Annotated in this window: 22 protein-coding genes; 6 read left to right on the forward strand and 16 right to left on the reverse strand. The window is 63.9% G+C overall.

The annotated features are described in order from the left end of the window. Nucleotides 1-168 precede the first annotated feature (168 nt). Complete coding sequence (locus tag ACIGJE_RS14515; protein ID WP_156771708.1) at nucleotides 169-411, forward strand: hypothetical protein; 243 nt, start codon at nucleotides 169-171, stop codon at nucleotides 409-411. A gap of 244 nt (nucleotides 412-655) precedes the next feature. Next, nucleotides 656-946 (forward strand): hypothetical protein, encoded by a 291-nt coding sequence (locus ACIGJE_RS14520; protein WP_068294959.1) that lies wholly within the window; start codon nucleotides 656-658, stop codon nucleotides 944-946. Between the two features lie 282 nt (nucleotides 947-1,228). Here ACIGJE_RS14520 and ACIGJE_RS14525 read toward each other — a convergent pair whose 3' ends face one another. The 3 genes from ACIGJE_RS14525 to gcvA form a co-directional block, all read right to left on the reverse strand. Then, nucleotides 1,229-2,212 carry an asparaginase gene (locus ACIGJE_RS14525; protein ID WP_311938770.1) on the reverse strand — a complete coding sequence of 328 codons (984 nt, stop codon included), beginning with the start codon at nucleotides 2,210-2,212 and terminating at the stop codon, nucleotides 1,229-1,231. 46 nt (nucleotides 2,213-2,258) lie between these two features. Beyond that, nucleotides 2,259-2,954, reverse strand: a complete 696-nt coding sequence (purQ, locus tag ACIGJE_RS14530) for a phosphoribosylformylglycinamidine synthase subunit PurQ (protein WP_311938772.1) — start codon at nucleotides 2,952-2,954, stop codon at nucleotides 2,259-2,261. 137 nt (nucleotides 2,955-3,091) lie between these two features. Next, nucleotides 3,092-4,042: a transcriptional regulator GcvA gene (gene gcvA / locus ACIGJE_RS14535; RefSeq protein ID WP_415085702.1), complete on the reverse strand. Its 951-nt coding sequence runs from the start codon at nucleotides 4,040-4,042 to the stop codon at nucleotides 3,092-3,094. Nucleotides 4,043-4,231: 189 nt separating this feature from the next. On the opposite strand from gcvA, the gene ACIGJE_RS14540 reads away from it, so the two are divergent. Then, entirely contained in the window at nucleotides 4,232-4,579 is a 348-nt protein-coding gene (locus ACIGJE_RS14540; protein ID WP_311938777.1) for a DMT family transporter, read from the forward strand. A 31-nt stretch (nucleotides 4,580-4,610) separates the two neighbouring features. Here ACIGJE_RS14540 and ACIGJE_RS14545 read toward each other — a convergent pair whose 3' ends face one another. The 5 genes from ACIGJE_RS14545 to purC form a co-directional block, all read right to left on the reverse strand. Continuing rightward, nucleotides 4,611-5,147, reverse strand: coding sequence for a hypothetical protein (locus ACIGJE_RS14545; RefSeq protein ID WP_483677790.1), 537 nt, complete (start codon nucleotides 5,145-5,147; stop codon nucleotides 4,611-4,613). Further along, entirely contained in the window at nucleotides 5,147-5,386 is a 240-nt protein-coding gene (gene purS, locus ACIGJE_RS14550; RefSeq protein ID WP_483677791.1) for a phosphoribosylformylglycinamidine synthase subunit PurS, read from the reverse strand. Before purS ends, ACIGJE_RS14545 begins: the two co-directional genes overlap by 1 nt. Nucleotides 5,387-5,450: 64 nt before the next feature. Beyond that, nucleotides 5,451-6,017 (reverse strand): RNA 2'-phosphotransferase, encoded by a 567-nt coding sequence (locus ACIGJE_RS14555; protein WP_483677793.1) that lies wholly within the window; start codon nucleotides 6,015-6,017, stop codon nucleotides 5,451-5,453. A 94-nt stretch (nucleotides 6,018-6,111) separates the two neighbouring features. Next, nucleotides 6,112-6,675 (reverse strand): hypothetical protein, encoded by a 564-nt coding sequence (locus ACIGJE_RS14560; RefSeq protein WP_415085708.1) that lies wholly within the window; start codon nucleotides 6,673-6,675, stop codon nucleotides 6,112-6,114. Continuing rightward, nucleotides 6,672-7,436, reverse strand: coding sequence for a phosphoribosylaminoimidazolesuccinocarboxamide synthase (gene purC, locus ACIGJE_RS14565; RefSeq protein WP_068294993.1), 765 nt, complete (start codon nucleotides 7,434-7,436; stop codon nucleotides 6,672-6,674). Before purC ends, ACIGJE_RS14560 begins: the two co-directional genes overlap by 4 nt. A gap of 360 nt (nucleotides 7,437-7,796) precedes the next feature. Here purC and ACIGJE_RS14570 point away from each other — a divergent pair, with 360 nt between their 5' ends. Both ACIGJE_RS14570 and ACIGJE_RS14575 read left to right on the forward strand, forming a co-directional pair. Further along, the gene (locus tag ACIGJE_RS14570; protein WP_311938783.1) at nucleotides 7,797-8,120 is read left to right on the forward strand and encodes a DUF1476 domain-containing protein; all 324 of its coding nucleotides are present in this window, start codon (nucleotides 7,797-7,799) and stop codon (nucleotides 8,118-8,120) included. Between the two features lie 101 nt (nucleotides 8,121-8,221). Beyond that, complete coding sequence (locus tag ACIGJE_RS14575) at nucleotides 8,222-9,016, forward strand: HpcH/HpaI aldolase family protein (protein WP_483677795.1); 795 nt, start codon at nucleotides 8,222-8,224, stop codon at nucleotides 9,014-9,016. A 34-nt stretch (nucleotides 9,017-9,050) separates the two neighbouring features. On the opposite strand, the gene ACIGJE_RS14580 is transcribed toward ACIGJE_RS14575, so the two are convergent. The 4 genes from ACIGJE_RS14580 to ACIGJE_RS14595 form a co-directional block, all read right to left on the reverse strand. After that, on the reverse strand, nucleotides 9,051-9,614 hold the full coding sequence (locus tag ACIGJE_RS14580; protein ID WP_394309550.1) for an RBBP9/YdeN family alpha/beta hydrolase: 564 nt from the start codon (nucleotides 9,612-9,614) through the stop codon (nucleotides 9,051-9,053). 166 nt (nucleotides 9,615-9,780) lie between these two features. Further along, on the reverse strand, nucleotides 9,781-11,091 hold the full coding sequence (gene purB / locus ACIGJE_RS14585) for an adenylosuccinate lyase (RefSeq protein WP_311938787.1): 1,311 nt from the start codon (nucleotides 11,089-11,091) through the stop codon (nucleotides 9,781-9,783). A gap of 80 nt (nucleotides 11,092-11,171) precedes the next feature. Then, on the reverse strand, nucleotides 11,172-11,843 hold the full coding sequence (rpe, locus tag ACIGJE_RS14590) for a ribulose-phosphate 3-epimerase (protein ID WP_311938789.1): 672 nt from the start codon (nucleotides 11,841-11,843) through the stop codon (nucleotides 11,172-11,174). A gap of 199 nt (nucleotides 11,844-12,042) precedes the next feature. Further along, nucleotides 12,043-13,032 carry a P1 family peptidase gene (locus ACIGJE_RS14595; protein ID WP_483677797.1) on the reverse strand — a complete coding sequence of 330 codons (990 nt, stop codon included), beginning with the start codon at nucleotides 13,030-13,032 and terminating at the stop codon, nucleotides 12,043-12,045. 363 nt (nucleotides 13,033-13,395) lie between these two features. Here ACIGJE_RS14595 and ACIGJE_RS14600 point away from each other — a divergent pair, with 363 nt between their 5' ends. Then, complete coding sequence (locus ACIGJE_RS14600; protein WP_311938792.1) at nucleotides 13,396-14,187, forward strand: cytochrome c biogenesis CcdA family protein; 792 nt, start codon at nucleotides 13,396-13,398, stop codon at nucleotides 14,185-14,187. A 169-nt stretch (nucleotides 14,188-14,356) separates the two neighbouring features. Here ACIGJE_RS14600 and ACIGJE_RS14605 read toward each other — a convergent pair whose 3' ends face one another. From ACIGJE_RS14605 to ACIGJE_RS14620, 4 genes are all read right to left on the reverse strand, one after another. Then, the gene (locus ACIGJE_RS14605; protein WP_311938794.1) at nucleotides 14,357-15,478 is read right to left on the reverse strand and encodes a branched-chain amino acid ABC transporter substrate-binding protein; all 1,122 of its coding nucleotides are present in this window, start codon (nucleotides 15,476-15,478) and stop codon (nucleotides 14,357-14,359) included. 258 nt (nucleotides 15,479-15,736) lie between these two features. Next, entirely contained in the window at nucleotides 15,737-16,855 is a 1,119-nt protein-coding gene (locus tag ACIGJE_RS14610) for a branched-chain amino acid ABC transporter substrate-binding protein (RefSeq protein WP_068299299.1), read from the reverse strand. 123 nt (nucleotides 16,856-16,978) lie between these two features. Further along, on the reverse strand, nucleotides 16,979-17,332 hold the full coding sequence (locus tag ACIGJE_RS14615) for a DUF6867 family protein (RefSeq protein WP_311938797.1): 354 nt from the start codon (nucleotides 17,330-17,332) through the stop codon (nucleotides 16,979-16,981). Between the two features lies 1 nt (nucleotide 17,333). Next, a complete protein-coding gene (locus ACIGJE_RS14620) occupies nucleotides 17,334-18,056 on the reverse strand; it encodes an ABC transporter ATP-binding protein (RefSeq protein ID WP_311938799.1) in 723 nt (240 codons plus the stop codon). Nucleotides 18,057-18,058: the final 2 nt, after the last annotated feature.

An 18,058-nucleotide genomic window follows, 5' to 3' on the forward strand; every position in this document is an offset into this window, starting at 1 on the left:
TGGCCCCATTCACCCGATATAGAACCGGCATCCCAGGGGCGACTGGTTCGGACGACGGGCCTTTTGGAGATCACCACGCACGGAATGGCAGTCTGCCCCGGACGCTTGCGGCCGATGCCCGTCCGCTATCTGTCGGTAGCCGCCCTTTTCGAACTTGAGGAGATTTCGATGAGCAAGGTCAGAATCGTGGATGGCAACGGCGTCTGGCATTTCGTCAGCCAGGGTTGTGCCCTCGATATCGGCGTGAATCCCGGCGAGGGCTATCATGTCTATCACCGGGAGGACGGGCACTGTTTGCCGGTGGCCCACAAGGTCAAGCACCTCTTGGGCAAGCAGGTGGTCGTTGCGCCACGCACAGAGGGGCAGATCAGCGAAGAGGAATTGCTCGAAGCCCTGGAAGCCGCCGCCTGAGGCGGCTCTTTCATGCAATGGTCACGCTTGAGGCAGACTATGGCCAGATTTCGCGAGAAGAATGCGCCTCGGCAAAGCTCCTGACGCCAGGACGTGGACGCCGGGCCGGTCATGGGGCCGCCCGAGTGTTTGCCGCGTTTCGAACCGCCTGCGGGGCGGGAGGCGATCAATGCCGACGGTGAGCAGGACAGCCGTGACGTCACTCCGTCGACAGACAAGCCACTCAACCCGAAAGGACGACGCCATGAAGCTGACATCGGTGCGAATCGAACGCGCTCTGACCCAGATGGATGGCCGGGTCATTCCCGAATCCAATCCGATCGTGCAGGAACTCATCTCTATCTTCGGGGACCATACCTTCTTCGTTTCCAATGCGGGGCTCAGCACGGTGGAACCGGTAGAGGCCGGAGATACCGATCTCGACAAGGTCCGTATCGTCAGATTGGCCAGGTGGGCCGATGAGAGCAAGGCCAGCCTGGTGCCCCACCCGCCGATCAACACCGAAACGATGGTGACCCTCAGCGCAGCTGCCTGAGCCACTCTACGGTCATGGCGGCGCAACAGGGTCGCCATGACCGCCCTGGAGCAAAACGCGTTCATGACTGAACGCTTGTTTGTTCCAACTCTTTGCTTCAGCGCGTCTTTGCGAGTCCAAGTGACTTCGTCAAATCGTGACTTCGTCAAATCGCAAAACGCTATAGTCTGACCTCAGTCCTGCCTTCCGAGATCCGATCCGCCTTCGCAGCAATCCCAAAGGATACAGGCCGGCGACCCGGCATCCGGCGGTGACGACGATCGGCTGAAGCGATGCGGACCGTTACCCGCCCAGATATTCGATTTCTGCCCGCAAGGCGTCGTGGTCGAGACCTTGGCCGAGCAGCACGGCAGCGAGAAGTCGTGCCTTGTGGCCGCTGAGGTCCCCGGCGAAGATGGCGCCGGCGCGCTGGAGATCGGTGGCGCCGCCATTGCCATAGACGGGCAGCACACGCCCGCGCGGGCAGCGCGAGCAGATGATCACCGGAATGCCGCGCTTGATGACGTCAGCCACCGCCTTGGTCACGGATGGCGGCGTGTTGCCACGTCCGAATCCTTCGAGCACGATGGCCTTGCTGCCGTGATCGGCGGCATAGTTGAGATAGCCGCCATCCATGCCCATGGCGAGGCGGATCAGCGTGACATTGGGTTCGATGGCGCTGGGAGCATAGGCGCGCCGCAGCGCCGGGCGGCGATGCAGGCAGATGGCGCCCGCGTCGATCTCGCCGAGCTTGCCATGTTCCCAGGACATGAAGGTATCTGTGCGCGAAGTATGCGTCTTGGCGACGTCGCGGGCGGCGTGGAATTCCTGCTCGAAACAGATCATCGCGCCGAGGCCGCGCGCAGCGGGAGCTGCGGCGAGGCGGATGGAATCGGCGATGTTGCGCGGGCCGTCGGCATCGGGCTCGTCGGCCGCGCGCTGGGCGCCGGTGAAGACCACCGGCTTGTCCGAGGCCAGCAGGAGGTCGGCGAGATAGGCGCTCTCTTCCATGGTGTCGGTGCCGTGGGTGACGACGACACCCTCGCAATCCTCCAGCGCCAGAAGCTCGTTGATGCGGGTGGCCAGGGCGAAGGCCATGGGCAGGTCGATGGCGAAACTGTTGAGGTTGCAGAACTCCTCGACCTCGATGTCGATCCCGGGCAGGGGGTCGTGCAGCATGGCGCGCAGCGCCTGTCCGTCGAGGCCGGCAACCACGTCGCCGGTGCTTTCGTCACGCCGGGAGGCGATCGTGCCGCCCGTGGTGATCAGATGAACCTTGCGCGTCATTGGGTCTTCAATCCTGGGGTCTTCAATCCTGCGTCGTCGTCGACGATCAGGCCGAGGCCATGGCGTTGACGACACTGGTGAACAGCCCGCGGCCGTCCGTGCCGCCGGCCAGGGGATCGATCAGGTTTTCGGGATGCGGCATCATACCGAGAACGCGCCGATTGGCCGAATAGATCCCCGCGATATTGTTGAGCGAGCCGTTGGGATTGGTGGCGGCGCTGACCTTGCCGGCGGCATCGCAATAGCGGAACGCTACCAGGCCGTCGCCTTCGATCTGCGTGAGGGTCTCGGAGCTGCAGAAATAATTGCCCTCGCCATGGGCGACGCAGACGTCGATGGCCTGGCCCTGGCGATAGGTGTTGGCATAGGCCGTATCGGTGCGCTCGACCCTGAGATGGACTCGCTTGCAGATGAATTTGAGATCGGCATTGCGCATCAGGACGCCTGGCAGCAGGCCGCCATCCGTGATGATCTGGAAGCCGTTGCAGATGCCGAGGACGAGGCCGCCGCGTGCGGCATGGTGGCGGATGGCATCCATGATGGCGGCGCGGGCGGCGATGGCGCCGCAGCGCAGATAGTCGCCATAGGAGAAGCCGCCCGGAAGCACGACCAGATCGGTGCCTGCCGGCAGCTCCGTGTCGGCATGCCAGATCATGTCGACATGCGCGCCGGCCTGCTTGAGGGCCTTGGCGACGTCCCCTTCACGGTTGGAGCCGGGAAAAATGACGACAGCTGCTTTCATCGGATCCTGCTTTTCGGTTGCGGCAAGGGGCCTCGGAGGCTTTGGGCGTCCAGCCTTCCGCCATGCGTGCGCATATGGTTCCAGAGGGGCAGCGGGGTCAAGCAAAGAGTGGGCGCCAGGCTCCTAAACTGGGGCAATTACCGCGAACGTGCAGGCTTTGCGATGGTTTCGTCCGTCGTCGAGGAAGGGGAGGACTTACGCTCGGCAAATTCGGCCAGAACCCAGTCTTTCAGCACCGCCACCGCCGGCCGGCTCTCCGCGCCTTCCGGATAGACGAAGCTGAATTTGAGGCCCTCCATGATCGGGCCGAAAGGCTGTATCAGCACGCCCGATGCAAGTTCGTCGGCAACCAGGGACAGGCTCAGCAAAGCAACGCCCTGGCCGGCGATGGCCGCCTGGATGGCGCTGCTTTCGTCATTGAAGCTGATGCCGCTGTCGGGATCGAGATGGTCGATGCCGGCGCGCCGGGCCCAGGAACGCCAGTTCGGCACGTCCACCGTGGAGGCGATCGGGCCCCAGTCGAAATGCAGCAGCGTCGCGCCGGGAAGATCGGCCGGCTCACGCAGGCCCAGGCGGTGGCTGCAGACCGGTGCGAATCTGTCTGTCAGCAGGGGCAGGGCGGTCATGCCGGCATAATGTCCGAGGCCGTAGCGGATGGCGGCGTCGGCATCGCCGGCATTGAGGTCCACCGTGTCGTCGGAGGCGTGCAGGCGCAGGTCCCACCCCGGATGCAGGCTGCGCAGCGTGCCGACCCGCGGCACCAGCAGCTTGGCGGTGAAGGCGACGGTCGCCGACAGGGTCGCGATGCGCCGGCGCGGGCGTTTCCTGACCGCTTCGACGGCCTCGGCCATGGTGTCCAGGGCAGCGCGAAGGGCTGGGTACAGGCTGCGGCCCTCGACAGTCAGCTGGACCTTACGCGTCTGGCGCTCGAACAGCGATACGTCGAGATAGGCCTCCAGCTGGCGGATCTGGTGGCTGACGGCGGTCGCGGTGACGCCGAGCTCGGCGGCAGCCTTCTTGAAGCTCTCCTGTCGTGCGGCGGCCTCGAAGGTGCGCAGCGAGGCCAGGGGCGGCAAGCGGCGCATCATCGGCTCCGATCCGGGCTGGCATCCTGTCGCAGCCGCGCCGTCATGCCGCCTCGGACCAATAGTCCGACAGTGCCCGTTCCCTGTGTTCGTATGCCTGAATCAAATTCATCCATCACTTGAGAACTTCGAATTTGTTGAATTGAAAGTCAATCACTTAATACGACGAGGAACGCTCATGGTTCCCATGAGATGAATTCAGTTTTGCAAAGGATAGCCATCATGGCTTGGCTGTATCTGGCCGCTGCGGCGGTCTTCGAAGTGATTTTTGCGTTGAGCATGAAATATGCGGAGGGCTTCACCCGCCCGCTGCCGACAGCGATAACGCTCATCGCGGTGATCGGTGGCGTCGGCCTGCTGACCCTGGCGCTCAAGAGCCTGCCGGTCAGTGTCGCCTATCCGATCTGGACGGCGGTCGGTACGCTCGGAACCGTGGTCTTCGGCTACATCTTCCTGCGCGAACCGCTCACGGCCATGAAGATCGTCAGCGCCATCGCCATCGTTGCCGGTGTCGCCGGCCTCAAGGCGTCGACGGTGTAAATTCCGGGACCTGAACTGATTACCGGCAATCTCAGTCCTTCAGCTCGATCTTTTCGACAAGACGATCGAACAGCACCAGGTCGGCCGGCATCAGCCGGTCGGCCTTCATCCTTATTTCCAGCGTGCCGTTGCCGAGCCGCAGCAAGGCAATGGCGGCGGCCGTCTTGGCGAGGGCCCTATCCTCGATATCGTACAAGCCGCGATAACCCGTCATGTCGCCAGACCCGACCGGTTCGACCGGCTGGCGGGGACGTATGCGCGAGCCGGGGGTGAGGCTCTGGATCCTGAGGTCGATCATGGCCCCGGTCACGGCACCGGGGCCGAATGCGCCAAAACCAGGGCTTGTCAGGCTGCGTTCATCGGACAGGAAGGTTGCCACCGCATGGGGTGGGCAGGTCGGGGCGGCGCAACGCAGGACGAGCAGGGTGGGCGGCGCGGACGCTTCCCTGACCCAGACGCTGTCGTCATAGCGCAGGCTGAAACCGCCGGTCTCGACAAGCTCTTCCGCGTGGCAGGCACCGCTGGCTCCAGCCACGCACAGCACGGCTGCAAGCAGCCGGACCAGCATCAGGCGATATCGATGCTGTAGTTTTCGATCACCGTGTTGGCGAGGAGCTTGTCGCATGCGGCCTTCAGCGTTTCGCGTGCGGTCTCGGCATCGGCTTGGCCGAGCTCGATGTCGAACACCTTGCCCTGGCGCACGCCGTCGACATCCTTGATGCCGAGCGAAGCGAGAGCACCCTCGATCGCCTTGCCCTGGGGGTCGAGGACGCCGTTCTTGAGCGTAACGATCACACGGGCCTTCATGCAACACCTGCCTTCCAACGATGAGAAATCCTTGGCTTGCGCTTAAAGCAGTCCGGCCGATGGTTCAATCATTGCCTTGCCGAGCGGGCCGGGAAAATGTCTCGAACACGCTGAGGAAGCGAAACGGCACGGCCTCGGTCAGCCAGACGCCGTTGTCGCTGCGGTAGAATGGCAGCCCTGCCGCCTGCATCGCCGCGGCATCGACCTGCAGGATGAGCCAGGGGCCGGCGCGCCGCATGGCGACCTTTCGGGCGGTATCGGGATCATCGGAGAGATGCACGTGCCGGCGCGAGCGCTTTTCGAGGCCGGAAGAAAAAATGCCGGCCTGGTTGGAGGCTGCGGTGCCGTGCCACAATTCGGCAGGCGGCATGGTGGCGGAGAGACCGAGGTCGACAGCGACGCTGTGGCCCTGATTGGCGCGAATGCGCGTGCCGGCGATGATGAAGCGCTGTTTGTCGCTCTCCCTGACGACCCGTTCGATATCCTGCCGGCCCGCGCTCATTTGTTCGGCCGCGGCCCTGGCGAGATCGTCGATCTCGACCCAACCCTGCGCGTCGAGCACCAGCCCAGCCGTCTCGGGGGCATGGCGGAGTACGAGGCTCATGAATTTGCTGAGTTTCTTGTCATCCATAGGTGATGTCCGAGGGTGATATCCGATACCGTTGGTCACCGTCGCGCATCCCGCCGAAAAGCTACATTCTCTTTTCGGCTTGGTGCTTCGGGCGCTATTGCGTCGCCTCGTCGATGAGCTTTCTGGCGATGCGCGGTTCGCCGGCAATGACGACGATGAAGCTGGTCTCATCCGCCTTGCGCTGGCCGACGGCGTAGGCGTTGATGTGATGGGCTTTCTTGCCACCCGTCATCGCGAGCTGAATTCCCTGCCAGCCGCCGGAGCCGAAACTGTCGACGCTCACCGTGGGCGGCGGCATCTTGGACTTGGGATCGGACTTGGCCAGCAAGGCCGCAAGCCGCTTCGGCTCAGCCAGGGAACGCTCGATCGCCAGAGCGTCGGGGCCGGTCACGGTGAAGCGCTCGATGGCCGCGTCATAGCCACAGCGCATCTTGGTGCAGAGTTGCAGCCCGTCGACACGGATATTCTCGCGCGAGACGAAGGCCCGCATCGGCAGCACCACCCAGGAACCGGAATCGGGCAGCGACACGGCCGGATCGCCAGTCCACATGTCGAACAGGCTGCAGCCGGCGAGGGCGACGAGGCCCACGCCAGCAAAAAGGGCTCGAACGCCGTGACGCGCGAGCCCCTTACGCAATGTTACACTGAACGCGCTCACTGAACCAGCTTGGGCCCCTTGACGACGACATTGTCCATCTCGTTCATGATGCCGAGACGGCGGGCGACTTCGGTATAGGCCTCGACGAGCCCGCCCATGTCGCGGCGGAAACGATCCTTGTCGAGCTTGTCGTTCGACTTGATGTCCCACAGGCGGCAGGAGTCCGGCGAGATCTCGTCCGCCAGGACGATACGCATGATGTCGTTCTCCCACAGGCGGCCGCATTCGATCTTGAAATCGACCAGGCGGATGCCGACGCCCAGGAACAGGCCGGACAGGAAGTCGTTGACACGGATGGCGAGCGCCATGATGTCGTCGAGTTCGGGCGGGCTGGCCCAGCCGAAAGCGGTGATGTGCTCTTCCGATACCATCGGGTCATTGAGCGCATCGTTCTTGTAGTAGAACTCGACGATCGAACGGGGAAGCTGCGTGCCTTCCTCGATGCCCAGGCGCGTGGCGATGGAACCGGCGGCGACGTTGCGGACCACGATCTCGAGCGGAATGATCTCCACCTCGCGGATCAACTGCTCACGCATGTTGAGGCGGCGGATGAAATGGGTGGGCACACCGATATCGTTGAGGTTCTGGAACAGATATTCGGAAATGCGGTTGTTGAGGACGCCCTTGCCGTCGATGACCTCGTGCTTCTTGGCATTGAATGCGGTGGCGTCGTCTTTGAAGTGCTGGATCAGCGTGCCGGGCTCGGGACCCTCATAGAGGACCTTCGCCTTGCCTTCGTAAATGCGGCGGCGGCGGTTCATCGGGATGTACCGTGGTTTGAGAAAATCCGTCAAAGGGCCTGGGCTCCTGGAAATGCGATCCGTGGCCGGCGCAATTGGCGATTCGATTTGCGGGAGCAAACCGGAGACGGGGCCAACTTACCCGATCATGCCTCCGCGCACAACTTCGTGCAGGCGGCGCACCCGATCGGAACCAAGCTTCACGAATCAAGCCAAAGCACATTTGCTAGTGCCCGGCATGAGTGTAGTTTCAACACGCCCGGCATCCAGGGGAGGAGAGGGCGTTACGGCGCATTAATTTGATTTGGGGATTGCGCGCCTATATGCAACAGGCATGGCCGGTCCTTCAAGGAAAACCGGTAGCTGAACAGGATTTAACGGATGACCACCTTCGACAAGCGGGAAGAGGCTTTCGAAAGCAAATTCGCCCATGACGAGGATCTGCGCTTCAAGGCGACCGCTCGCCGGAACAAGCTCCTCGGCCTGTGGGCTGCCGAAAAGCTCGGCCTTTCGGGTGACGAAGCCAACGCCTATGCCAAATCTGTCGTCCTGTCGGACTTCGAGGAAGCCGGTGACCACGACGTGGTGCGCAAGGTTCTCAGCGATTTCGCCGAAGCCAATCTGAGCATGAGCGAGCCGCAGGTCCGCCAGGTCATGACCGAATTGCTCGGCCGCGCCGTCCAGGAAATCCAGAACGGCGTTTGATGCCCGGCGTTTGAAAGAGGGCGTTTGACCGCCCTCGCTCAATCCATCTCTCACGATGCCCCGTCCGTGCGGGGCATCGCAGCAATGTGATCGGAAGTGCCATGACCGCCCCCACGCTGCGCGCGCGCCTGGCCAAAGGCGAAAAAATCTTTGCGGCCTGGATGGGGGCAGCCTATCCGCGCATGGCCGAGGCGCTCGGTCGCGCCGGCTTCGATGCCGTCATCGTCGATCTGCAGCATGGCGAGGCTTCCTTCGGCGAAGCGCGCGATGCCATCAGCGCAGCGCATCTGGCCGGCACACCGACGGGCGTGCGGGTCGGCCTCGACGGTTTCGGCGATGCCGCACGGCTCTATGACGTCGGCGCGGAGTTCGCCATCCTGCCGATGATCAATTCGGTGGCAGATGCCCGCCGTCTCGTCGACACGCTGAAATACCCCCCGGTCGGCGGAAGAAGCTGGGGCGGCACCCGCGCCATTTCCCTGTTCGGTGCCGAGACCGAGGCATATCGCGGCGCCGCGAACGACCAGCTGATCGCGCTGGCCATGATCGAAACGCGACAGGCAGCCGATGCGCTCGAGGAGATCCTCGACGTGCCTGGCCTCGACGGCGTCTTCGTCGGGCCGAGCGACCTGTCGATCAGCCTGAGCAACGGTGCCAGGCTCGATCATCAGCTGCCGGAATCGGTGGAAGTGATCAATCGGGTTCTCGCCGCCGCCAAGGCACGCAACAAGCTGACGGCGATCTATTGCGGCAATGGCGAGGCGGCAGCCCGCAACGCCGAGCTCGGCTTCGATATCATGGGCATCGGCTCGGACTGGGCCTTCCTGACCGCCGGCGCCCAGGCCGCCTTGAAGGCCGCTCGCGGCCATGCGGGCCCTGCCGGCCCGAATTATTGAGTCAGCCGCTGCTGATTCCGGGTGCGCTCCAGCGCTACTGGCTTTCGTGCTTGAGCTTGGAGAGGAAGGAGGCGAGGCGCAGCAGGCCTTCCGGCCAGGGGCCGTGCCCTGACTCCACATTGATATGGCCGGCTTCGCCCGCATCGACGAATTCGCTGTTCCAGGCCTCGGCAAAGGCGGTGGCGCGGTTGATCTCGCAATAGGGATCGTTCCGGCTCGCCACCAGGAGAGACGGGAAGGGCAGGGCCGTCATCGGGATCGGGTTGAAGTCGAGATCATAGCCCGGCAACAGGTCCGGCTTGTCCCAATCGGAAGGCGCCACCAGCATCGCGCCGATGACATGCCCTTTCAGACGCTCGGCCGCAAAGACGGTGGTGATCACGCCGATCGAATGGGCGATGATGATGGCCGGACGACTCGAACTCTGCACCGTCTCGACCAGTCTGTTCACCCAGGCCTCGCGCTCGGGATGATCCCAGTCGTCCTGTTCGACGCGACGGGCCGTCGAGAGCTTGGCTTGCCAGCGTGACTGCCAGTGATCCGGCCCGGAATTGCCGAGGCCCGGCACGATCAGAATGTCGGCATCGGAAATGCGCACGTCGATGTTTCTCCTGCTCGGTTAACAGGCACTTCGGCCACTGGGATCGAGCCCGTCTCGACTCAAGACCATGTGTCTATTCTAGGAGCGAGACGGCGGGCCGAAAACCGGGATGCTCCCGCGGCGCCGCTCGTCCACAACTACAGGGCGAACGTCCGCCCCCGGTTCAGGTTCCCGGGCCGAGGACGCGGTCGAAGATCGTGTCGACATGCTTGAAGTGATAGCCCTCGTCGAACATCGCCTCGAGTGCCGCATCCGACAGTTTGGCCGAGACTTCCGGGTCCGCCTTGAGGAAGGCGAGGAAATCGCCTTCGCCCCGCCAGACCTTCATGGCGTTGCGCTGGACCAGGCGGTAGGAATCCTCGCGGCTGGCACCGGCCTGGGTGAGGGCCAGCAGCACGCGCTGCGAATTGTGCAGGCCGCCGAGGCGATCGAGATTGCGGCGCATGTTTTCGGGATAGATCACCAGCTTGTCGATCACGCCGGCGAGGCGCGCCAGCGCGAAGTCCAGGGTCACGGTGGCATCGGGACCGATCATGCGCTCGACCGAAGAATGCGAGATGTCGCGCTCATGCCAGAGTGCAACGTTCTCCAGTGCCGGCGTCACCGCCGAACGCACGATGCGGGCGAGGCCGGTGAGATTTTCGGTCAGCACGGGGTTGCGCTTGTGCGGCATGGCCGACGAGCCCTTCTGGCCGGCCGAGAAGAACTCCTCGGCTTCCAGCACTTCGGTCCGCTGCAGATGGCGGATCTCGGTGGCGAGGCGCTCGATCGAGGAGGCAACCACGCCGAGCGTCGCGAAGAACATGGCGTGGCGGTCGCGCGGGATCACCTGGGTCGAGACCGGCTCGACGGCAAGGCCCATCTTTTCGGCGACATAGGCTTCCACCGCCGGATCGATATTGGCGAAGGTGCCGACGGCGCCGGAGATCGCGCAGGTCGCGATCTCCTTGCGTGCGGCGACGAGGCGTTCGCGGTTGCGCGAGAATTCGGCATAGGCCTGGGCAAGCTTGAGGCCGAAGGTGACCGGCTCGGCATGGATGCCGTGGCTGCGTCCGATGGTGGGGGTATATTTATGCTCGATGGCGCGCTTGCGCAGGGCGGCGAGCACCTCGTCGATATCGGCGATCAGCAGGTCGGCGGCCCGCGACAGCTGCACGGCCAGGCAGGTGTCGAGCACGTCGGAGGACGTCATGCCCTGATGCAGGAAGCGGGCCTCGGGGCCGACGATCTCGCCCAGATGGGTGAGGAAGGCGATGACGTCGTGCTTGACCTCCCGCTCGATCTCGTCGATCCGCGCCACGTCGAAGGTGGCGTCCCTGGCCTTCTCCCAGACCTTGGCAGCCGCCTCCTTGGGCACGACGCCGAGCTCGGCCAGCTTGTCGGTGGCATGGGCCTCGATCTCGAACCAGATGCGGAAACGGGACTGCTCCGCCCAGATGGAGACCATTTGCGGGCGGCTATAGCGTGGGATCATGGAGAAAGTCCTTTCGCGCCCCTTTTAGGCGCGGGTGCCGGGAAAGTGAAACGCAAATCTGCGGGTGGAAGGCGACGATATCAGAGAGCCGCCGTCGCGGCCTCGCGGATGGCGGCAATGTTGGCGGCATAGGCAGCCGGTCCGCCCTTGAACACATAGGAGCCGGCGACGAGAGCATTGGCGCCAGCCCGCACCACCAGCGGCGCGGTTTCGGGCGTAATGCCGCCATCGACCTCGATATCGATGTCGCGCTTGCCCACCCGGGCCCGGACGGCGGCGATCTTCGACAGGGTCTCGGGAATGAAAGCCTGGCCGCCGAAACCGGGATTGACCGTCATCACCAGGATGAGATCGGCGAGATCGAGCACATAGTCGACCACTTCGGGCGAGGTGCCCGGATTGATAGCCACGCCGGCGCGCTTGCCGAGCTTCCTGATGTGCTGCAGCGAGCGATGAAGATGCGGGCCTGCTTCGGCATGAACGGTGATGGTGTCGCAGCCGGCCCTGGCGAAATCGTCGAGATAGGGATCGGCCGGCGAGATCATCAGATGGGCATCGAGCTTGGTGCGGACATGCGGCCGCAGGGCAGCGGCTACACCCGCACCGATGGTGAGGTTGGGCACGAAATGGCCGTCCATCACATCGTAATGCACCCAATCCGCACCGGCTTCCTCGATCGCCCGCACTTCTGCGCCGAGCGCCGCGAAATCCGCGGAGAGAATGGAGGGGGCGATGATGATCGGGCGGGACATGGCGGATCCTGGGCTGTGACGGTCGCGGTGAACGGGCAGTACCTGCCAGAGCCGGCCGTCCATTGCAATCGTTGAGGGAGCATCCTTCTGGGACCGCAGGCGTCTCGCCTGCATCTTCCTTCCTGCAAAGGCGTCGCTTTCAAGAGCAGGCGGGACGCCTGCGGTCCCAGGCAATCGACTTCCTCCCGATGTCGGTCCGTCATCGCCCTCCGAAACGATCCCGCCAGCTGGGCAAGGCCCCGGGGAAGGGCAGGGCTTTCGCCTCGTAGACGGCACGGGCACAGGCCCTCGCCAGGGCATGCGCCGCCGCCGTGCCCAGGGCGATCAGGTCGCCGATCGGTTCGGCCAGCGCCACGCGCCCCGTGGCGGCGGCAAACACGGTGTCGCCGTCGAGCGGGGTGTGGATCGGGTGGATGGCGCGGGCAAGGCCATCCTGCGCCATCACGGCAAAATGCTTGGTCTGAGCCTTGGTGAGCACGGCATCCGTTGCCACCACGGCGATCGTGGTGTTGCCTGCCTGCATGGCCTTGTGGCGCAGCGCCAGCGCGTCGTCGGGCCAGGGGATCGGCAGGCCGAGGCCACCGAATTCCCCGGCCTGCTCATAGGGCGCCGCCCAGAAATGGGCGCCGTCACCGATGGTGACGCTGCCGAGCGCATTGACCGCGACCAGCGCCCCGACCACATGGCGCCCGCAGCGCGCCGAGGCGGAGCCGAGACCACCCTTCAGGCCGGCTGTGGTAGCGCCCAATCCGGCGCCCGACGATCCCAGGGCGAAGGTGTCGCCCGCCGCCTCGGCCGCAGTGAAGCCGAGTTCTCGATAGGGCGGAAAGCGTCCCCATTTCTTGTCGCCGCCATTGAGAAGGTCGAACAGGATGGCGCCTGGCACGATCGGAACCCTGACGGCGCCGACCTGGAAACCACGACCCTGCTCCGCCAAAAGGGCTCCGATGCCGGCGCCGGCTTCCAGGCCGAAAGCCGAACCGCCCGACAGGGCGATGGCGTCGATCCGCTCGACCGTCCGCTCCAGGGCGAGCAGATCGGTTTCCCGCGTTCCCGGTGCGCCGCCACGCACATCGACGGCGGCGACCGCCGGCTCCTCGAACACCACCGCCGTCGTGCCGGAGGCAATCGCGGCGTCTTCGGCATTGCCGACCAGCACGCCGGCGACATCCGTGATGAGATTGCGCATGAATCAGCCTCCGTTCGTCGGCAGCTTCGCACCCGCCATAGGGCGAGACAACCGCTTGGGGTGAAGCGCGAACTCCGGGCGCACGGGCATCCTGCCCGTTTTTCCTCGCTCGCGAACACGGTGTTTCCAAGAACGGGTAAGATGCCCGTGTGTCCGGAAGAAACGCTCGCTCGACGCCCAGGCCCATGCGCTTCTTAGCCCGAGTCCGCAGGCTCAGGTAATGAGGCCCTGCGACATCACTTCCGATCACGAGACAGGGAGTTTGACGAAACGGGCTTGGGCAAAAGGCGTGGGCGCGCTAGAGCAGGGGCTTCGCCGCCGGAAGGTGGTGTTGACGCGTGAATGCCTGTTCTGGATGGGTCCATGGCCGATATTACCCTGCCTGCCGTGTTCGTGGCCGGCCTGTTCTCCTTCCTCTCTCCCTGCGTGCTGCCGCTGGTGCCGCCCTACCTGACTTTCCTGGCCGGCTCCACGCTGGATGAGATGACAGGACAGACCATCGATAAGGGTGTCCGCCGCCGTGCGGTGATCTCGGCCTTGTGTTTCGTCGCCGGCCTTGCCACCATCTTCATCTCGCTCGGCGCCGGCGCCTCCTATCTGCTCGTCCTGCGCAGGGCGATGGCCAGTGGCCTCAGCAGCCTGGCCGAAAAGGGTATTCTTCCCGCCTCCTGGGCCAATTCGATCGACCCGTTCTACCTGCTGGCGGGCATCGTCATCATCGCCATGGGCCTGCATTTCCTCGGCGTCTTCCGCATCTCGCTGCTCTATCGCCAGGCCCGCCTGCAGGCCGGCACCGGCTCCGGCCCCTGGGGCGCCTTCGTGATGGGCCTCGCCTTTGCCTTTGGCTGGACCCCGTGCATCGGTCCGGTGCTCGGCACGGTGATCGCCGTGGCCGGCAAGGATGGCAGCGTCAGCCAGGGAGTTACCTTGCTCGCCATCTACACGCTCGGCCTGGGGCTGCCCTTTGTGGTGGCCGCCTTTGCCATGAACCCCTTCATGCGATTCCTGCGGAGCTTCCGGGCTCATCTCGGCACGGTGGAGAAGGCGATGGGCGGGCTGCTGGTGGTGGCCGGCATTGCCTTCCTGACGGGCGGCATGGCCGATTTCGCCATCTGGCTACAGAACACCTTTCCGATCCTCAGCAAGCTCGGCTGATATCGAGGGATCGGTTCGCTTTTGGAGTGTCAATCTCCTGATTGACACTCCGTGCTTCCCCACTTTTGCGAGTGCAAAGGGGCTGTTGCTGCCGTTCGGCCCAGATAAAAACCCGCCCCGGTGAACCGGAGCGGGTCATGGTCGTCATTGCGATAGGAGGCGAGGCGCCTCAGGAAGGGTTCTGCTCCGCGGCGATCTTGCCGTCCGCAGCCTTCTTCCAGGTGTAGATGGCGTAGGCCGGTTGAGCCAGATCGCCCTTCTTGTCGTAGGAGATCTCGCCGATCACCGTCTGGAACTTCTTGCCCGAATGCATGACCTCGGCGATCTTCTGCGGATCGGCGGACTTGGCCTCTTCGGCCGCCTGCGCCAACACCTGCACGCCGGCATAGGCCAGCAGGGTGAAGCCGGCCGGATCGGTGCCGCCCTCGCGGAAGCGCTTCGCCAGGTCGGCATTCGCCGGATAATCCTCGATCTTCGGCGCAAAGGTCATCAGCGTGCCGACCACGGCGTCACCGCCGATGGTGGCGAATTCCGGTGAGTTGAGGCCATCGGCGCCCATCATGATGGTCTTGCCGCCTTGGTCGCGCAGCTGCTTGAGGATCAGCGCGCCCTCGGTGTAGTAGCCGCCCCACAGCAGCACGTCGGCGCCGCTGGACTTCAGCTTGGTAACGAGACCGGAATAGTCCTTTTCGCCGGCGTTCACGCCTTCATAAAGGACTTCCTTCACGCCGGCATCGTTGAGGTATTTCTTCGCGCCCTTGGCCAGGCCTTCGCCATAGGTCTGCTTGTCGTGCGCGATGGCGATCTTCTTGTCCTTGAAATGCGCCAGGACATAGTCCGCCCATACCTTGGACTGCTGGTCGTCGCGGCCGCAGGTCCGGAAGGTGTTCCACAGCCCGCGATCGGTCAGCTTCTCGCTGGAGGCAGAGGGAGTGACGTTGATGATGTTGTTGTCGGCATAGACATCCGAGGCGGCGATGGCACCGCCGGAGGTGACGTGGCCGACGACCCAGGTTATCCCGTCGCCCACGAATTTGTTGGCGACCGAGACGCTCTGCTTGGGATCGGCCTGGTCGTCACCGACGCTGATCTCGATCTTCTGGCCGAGCACGCCGCCCTTGGCGTTGATGTCCTTCACCGCCATATCGGCGCCTGCCTTGGCCTGCAGGCCGTAGGAAGCAGCGGGGCCGGTCATCGGGCCGCCGACGCCGAGCTTGATCTGCGCCTGCGCGCTGCTGCCCAAGGCGAGGCCCGCTGCGAGTACAGCGCCGGCCAATGAAAGTTTGTTCATGGGGTTCTTCCCTGTTGTACTGGGCGCAGACCGTTCTTTTCTGGACCGGTTCGGCTGGGCCCGATGACGCCATTGTCTAAATTTCCAGCGGCTTGTCACGGAAATTCAGGCGAATTCGCAAAGGGGAGGGCGGCCTGGCCATCTCCCCCTGCGTCATGTCCCATGTCGCGGCCCGATCCGAGCCGCGAATAGGAGGCCTCCAAAGAAATCGCCCCAGCGAACCGGGGCGATTGAGATATTACGAAGAATGAAGGCAGGTCACTTGTTCTGGAAGAAGTCGATCTTGCCGTCGGGACCCTTCTTCCAAGAGAAGATGACGTAGTCGATCTGCTTCATGTCGCCCTTGTCGTCATAGGAGACGTCGCCGATCACCGTCTTGAAGGCCTTGCCCGAATGCATCACCTCGGCCATCTTCTGCGGATCGGCCGATTTGGCTTCTTCCGCGGCTTGGGCCAGGACCTGCACGGCAGCATAGGCCTTCAGCGTATAGCCTTCCGGCGTGAAGCCGCTGTCCTTGAACTGCTTGACGATGGCGGCGTTGGACGGATCATCCTCGGCCTTGGGCGCGAAGGACATCTGGGTGCCGATCACGGCGTCGCCGCCGATGGTGGCGAATTCAGAAGAGACCAGGCCGTCGCCCGAGACCATCACGGTCTGCATGCCCTGGTCACGCAGCTGCTTGAGGATCAGGGCCGCTTCGGTGTAGAGGCCGCCATAGATCAGCACGTCGGCGCCGACGGCCTTGAGCTTGGTGACGATGGCCGAGTAGTCCTTCTCGCCGGTGTTCACACCTTCGAACAGGACTTCCTTCATGCCGTCGGCAGCCATCAGCTTCTTGGCATTTTCGCCCAGGCCCTGGCCATAGGTGGTCTTGTCATGGACGATGGCGACCTTCTTGCCGGGATAGGTGGCCTTGACGTAATCCACCCAGACCTTGGCCTGCTGGTCGTCACGGCCGCAGGTGCGGAACATGCCCCAGAGCTTGCGGTCGGTCACCTTCTCGTTGGTGGCGGCCGGGGTGATGGCGACGATGCCATTGTCGCCATAGACCTCGGAAGCGGGGATGGTCACGCCGGAGTTGTAGTGTCCCACCACCCAGGTCACGCCGTCGCCGACGAACTTGTTGGCGACCGAAACGCCCTGCTTGGGATCGGACTGATCGTCGCCGACGGTCGATTCCAGCTTCTGGCCGAGCACGCCGCCGGCGGCGTTGATGTTCTTGATGGCGAGTTCCGCGCCCTGCTTGATCTGGGCTCCGGAGGCTGCACTCGGACCGGTGATCGGTGCGCCGATGCCGATCTTGATCTGCGCGAAGGCGGACGTGCTGAGCAGCAGGCCTGCCGCCAGCGCTGCGCCTGTCAACCAGACTTTTTTCATGTCGTTCTCCCAGTGGATTGGTGGAGCTTGCGGCTCCGGTCTGCGGATAGTCAGGACGTGAACGAGGCCGTCAGCCCAAGTTGCGCGTACAGCTCATCCGATTTCCTTGTTGCTTGTATTCGGTCATTCTGCGCTCGATCGTGCACTCCAGCCAAGCGCACCCGATCGCTGGAACATCCAGCCATATTTGCCGACCATCTGCTTGGCGAGCCGGACGCGATAGGACAACAGACCGATGAGCTGAATGATGACGAGGTCGACCACGAAATAATAGGGCGAGAACATGTTGCCCCCGAACGGCGCCTGGTGAAGGAAGCGCACGCCCATGGTCAGCAGCACCAGATAGAAGAACAGGATCGGGTAGCGGCTCCAGGTCGAGGCGCTGGCCTTGCCGGTCATCCAGGCGGCCCAGCCACCCATCAGCAGCGTGACCAGCACGAAGACGAAGGGACTGTCCTCGTAGAGGTAGGTTTCCATCTCAATGACCCCCTTCCAGATAGGCTGCGCGCACCTCGGGCCGGGCGAGCAGTTCCTTGCCGGTGCCGGACATGGTGATCTGGCCGTTGACCATGACATAACCTCGATGCGCCAGGCGCAGGGCATGAAAGGCATTTTGCTCGACGAGGAAGACGGTCAGCTTCTCCGTCTCGTTGAGCACCCGCACCGCGTCGAAGATCTGCTTGACGATCAGCGGTGCCAGGCCGAGCGAGGGCTCGTCCAGCATCAAAAGGCGCGGCCGGCTCATCAGGGCGCGGGCAATTGCCAGCATCTGCTGTTCGCCGCCCGAAAGCGTACCGCCGCGCTGGCTGGCGCGTTCCTTCAGACGCGGGAAGAGCGTGTACATGCGCTCGAGATCGTCGGCGAAATGGGCATTGCCGTCGATCTCGGCTCCCATCTGCAGGTTCTCGTAGACCGTCATGCGCTGGAAGATCCGCCGTCCCTCGGGGGATTGGGCGATACGCAGCCGGGCGATCAGGTGCATCGGCATGTGGGTGATGTCTTGCCCGTCGAACGAAATCGAACCGACACGGCATTTGGGCGAACCGAAGACCGTCATCATCAAGGTCGACTTACCGGCGCCGTTGGCGCCGATGATGGTGACGATCTCGCCCTGGTTGATGTCGACGTCGACACCTTTGAGAGCGTGGACCTGTCCGTAATAGGTGTGTACGCCGCGGACGGCCAGCAGGGGCGAGGACATGC

This window comes from Labrys sp. E2SS-1L (assembly GCF_057073705.1).

Coding starts and splice junctions, on each gene's coding strand:
- ACIGJE_RS14595 (WP_483677797.1), bottom strand. CDS start 13,032: ATGCGCAATCTCATCACGGATGTCGCCGGCGTGCTGGTCGGCAATGCC.
- ACIGJE_RS14520 (WP_068294959.1), top strand. CDS start 656: ATGAAGCTGACATCGGTGCGAATCGAACGCGCTCTGACCCAGATGGAT.
- ACIGJE_RS14600 (WP_311938792.1), top strand. CDS start 13,396: ATGGCCGATATTACCCTGCCTGCCGTGTTCGTGGCCGGCCTGTTCTCC.
- ACIGJE_RS14545 (WP_483677790.1), bottom strand. CDS start 5,147: ATGCTGGTCCGGCTGCTTGCAGCCGTGCTGTGCGTGGCTGGAGCCAGC.
- ACIGJE_RS14610 (WP_068299299.1), bottom strand. CDS start 16,855: ATGAAAAAAGTCTGGTTGACAGGCGCAGCGCTGGCGGCAGGCCTGCTG.
- ACIGJE_RS14620 (WP_311938799.1), bottom strand. CDS start 18,056: ATGTCCTCGCCCCTGCTGGCCGTCCGCGGCGTACACACCTATTACGGA.
- ACIGJE_RS14615 (WP_311938797.1), bottom strand. CDS start 17,332: ATGGAAACCTACCTCTACGAGGACAGTCCCTTCGTCTTCGTGCTGGTC.
- purS (WP_483677791.1), bottom strand. CDS start 5,386: ATGAAGGCCCGTGTGATCGTTACGCTCAAGAACGGCGTCCTCGACCCC.
- gcvA (WP_415085702.1), bottom strand. CDS start 4,042: ATGATGCGCCGCTTGCCGCCCCTGGCCTCGCTGCGCACCTTCGAGGCC.
- purB (WP_311938787.1), bottom strand. CDS start 11,091: ATGATCCCACGCTATAGCCGCCCGCAAATGGTCTCCATCTGGGCGGAG.
- ACIGJE_RS14525 (WP_311938770.1), bottom strand. CDS start 2,212: ATGACGCGCAAGGTTCATCTGATCACCACGGGCGGCACGATCGCCTCC.
- purQ (WP_311938772.1), bottom strand. CDS start 2,954: ATGAAAGCAGCTGTCGTCATTTTTCCCGGCTCCAACCGTGAAGGGGAC.
- ACIGJE_RS14515 (WP_156771708.1), top strand. CDS start 169: ATGAGCAAGGTCAGAATCGTGGATGGCAACGGCGTCTGGCATTTCGTC.
- ACIGJE_RS14555 (WP_483677793.1), bottom strand. CDS start 6,017: ATGGATGACAAGAAACTCAGCAAATTCATGAGCCTCGTACTCCGCCAT.
- ACIGJE_RS14605 (WP_311938794.1), bottom strand. CDS start 15,478: ATGAACAAACTTTCATTGGCCGGCGCTGTACTCGCAGCGGGCCTCGCC.
- rpe (WP_311938789.1), bottom strand. CDS start 11,843: ATGTCCCGCCCGATCATCATCGCCCCCTCCATTCTCTCCGCGGATTTC.
- purC (WP_068294993.1), bottom strand. CDS start 7,436: ATGAACCGCCGCCGCCGCATTTACGAAGGCAAGGCGAAGGTCCTCTAT.
- ACIGJE_RS14575 (WP_483677795.1), top strand. CDS start 8,222: ATGACCGCCCCCACGCTGCGCGCGCGCCTGGCCAAAGGCGAAAAAATC.
- ACIGJE_RS14540 (WP_311938777.1), top strand. CDS start 4,232: ATGAATTCAGTTTTGCAAAGGATAGCCATCATGGCTTGGCTGTATCTG.
- ACIGJE_RS14570 (WP_311938783.1), top strand. CDS start 7,797: ATGACCACCTTCGACAAGCGGGAAGAGGCTTTCGAAAGCAAATTCGCC.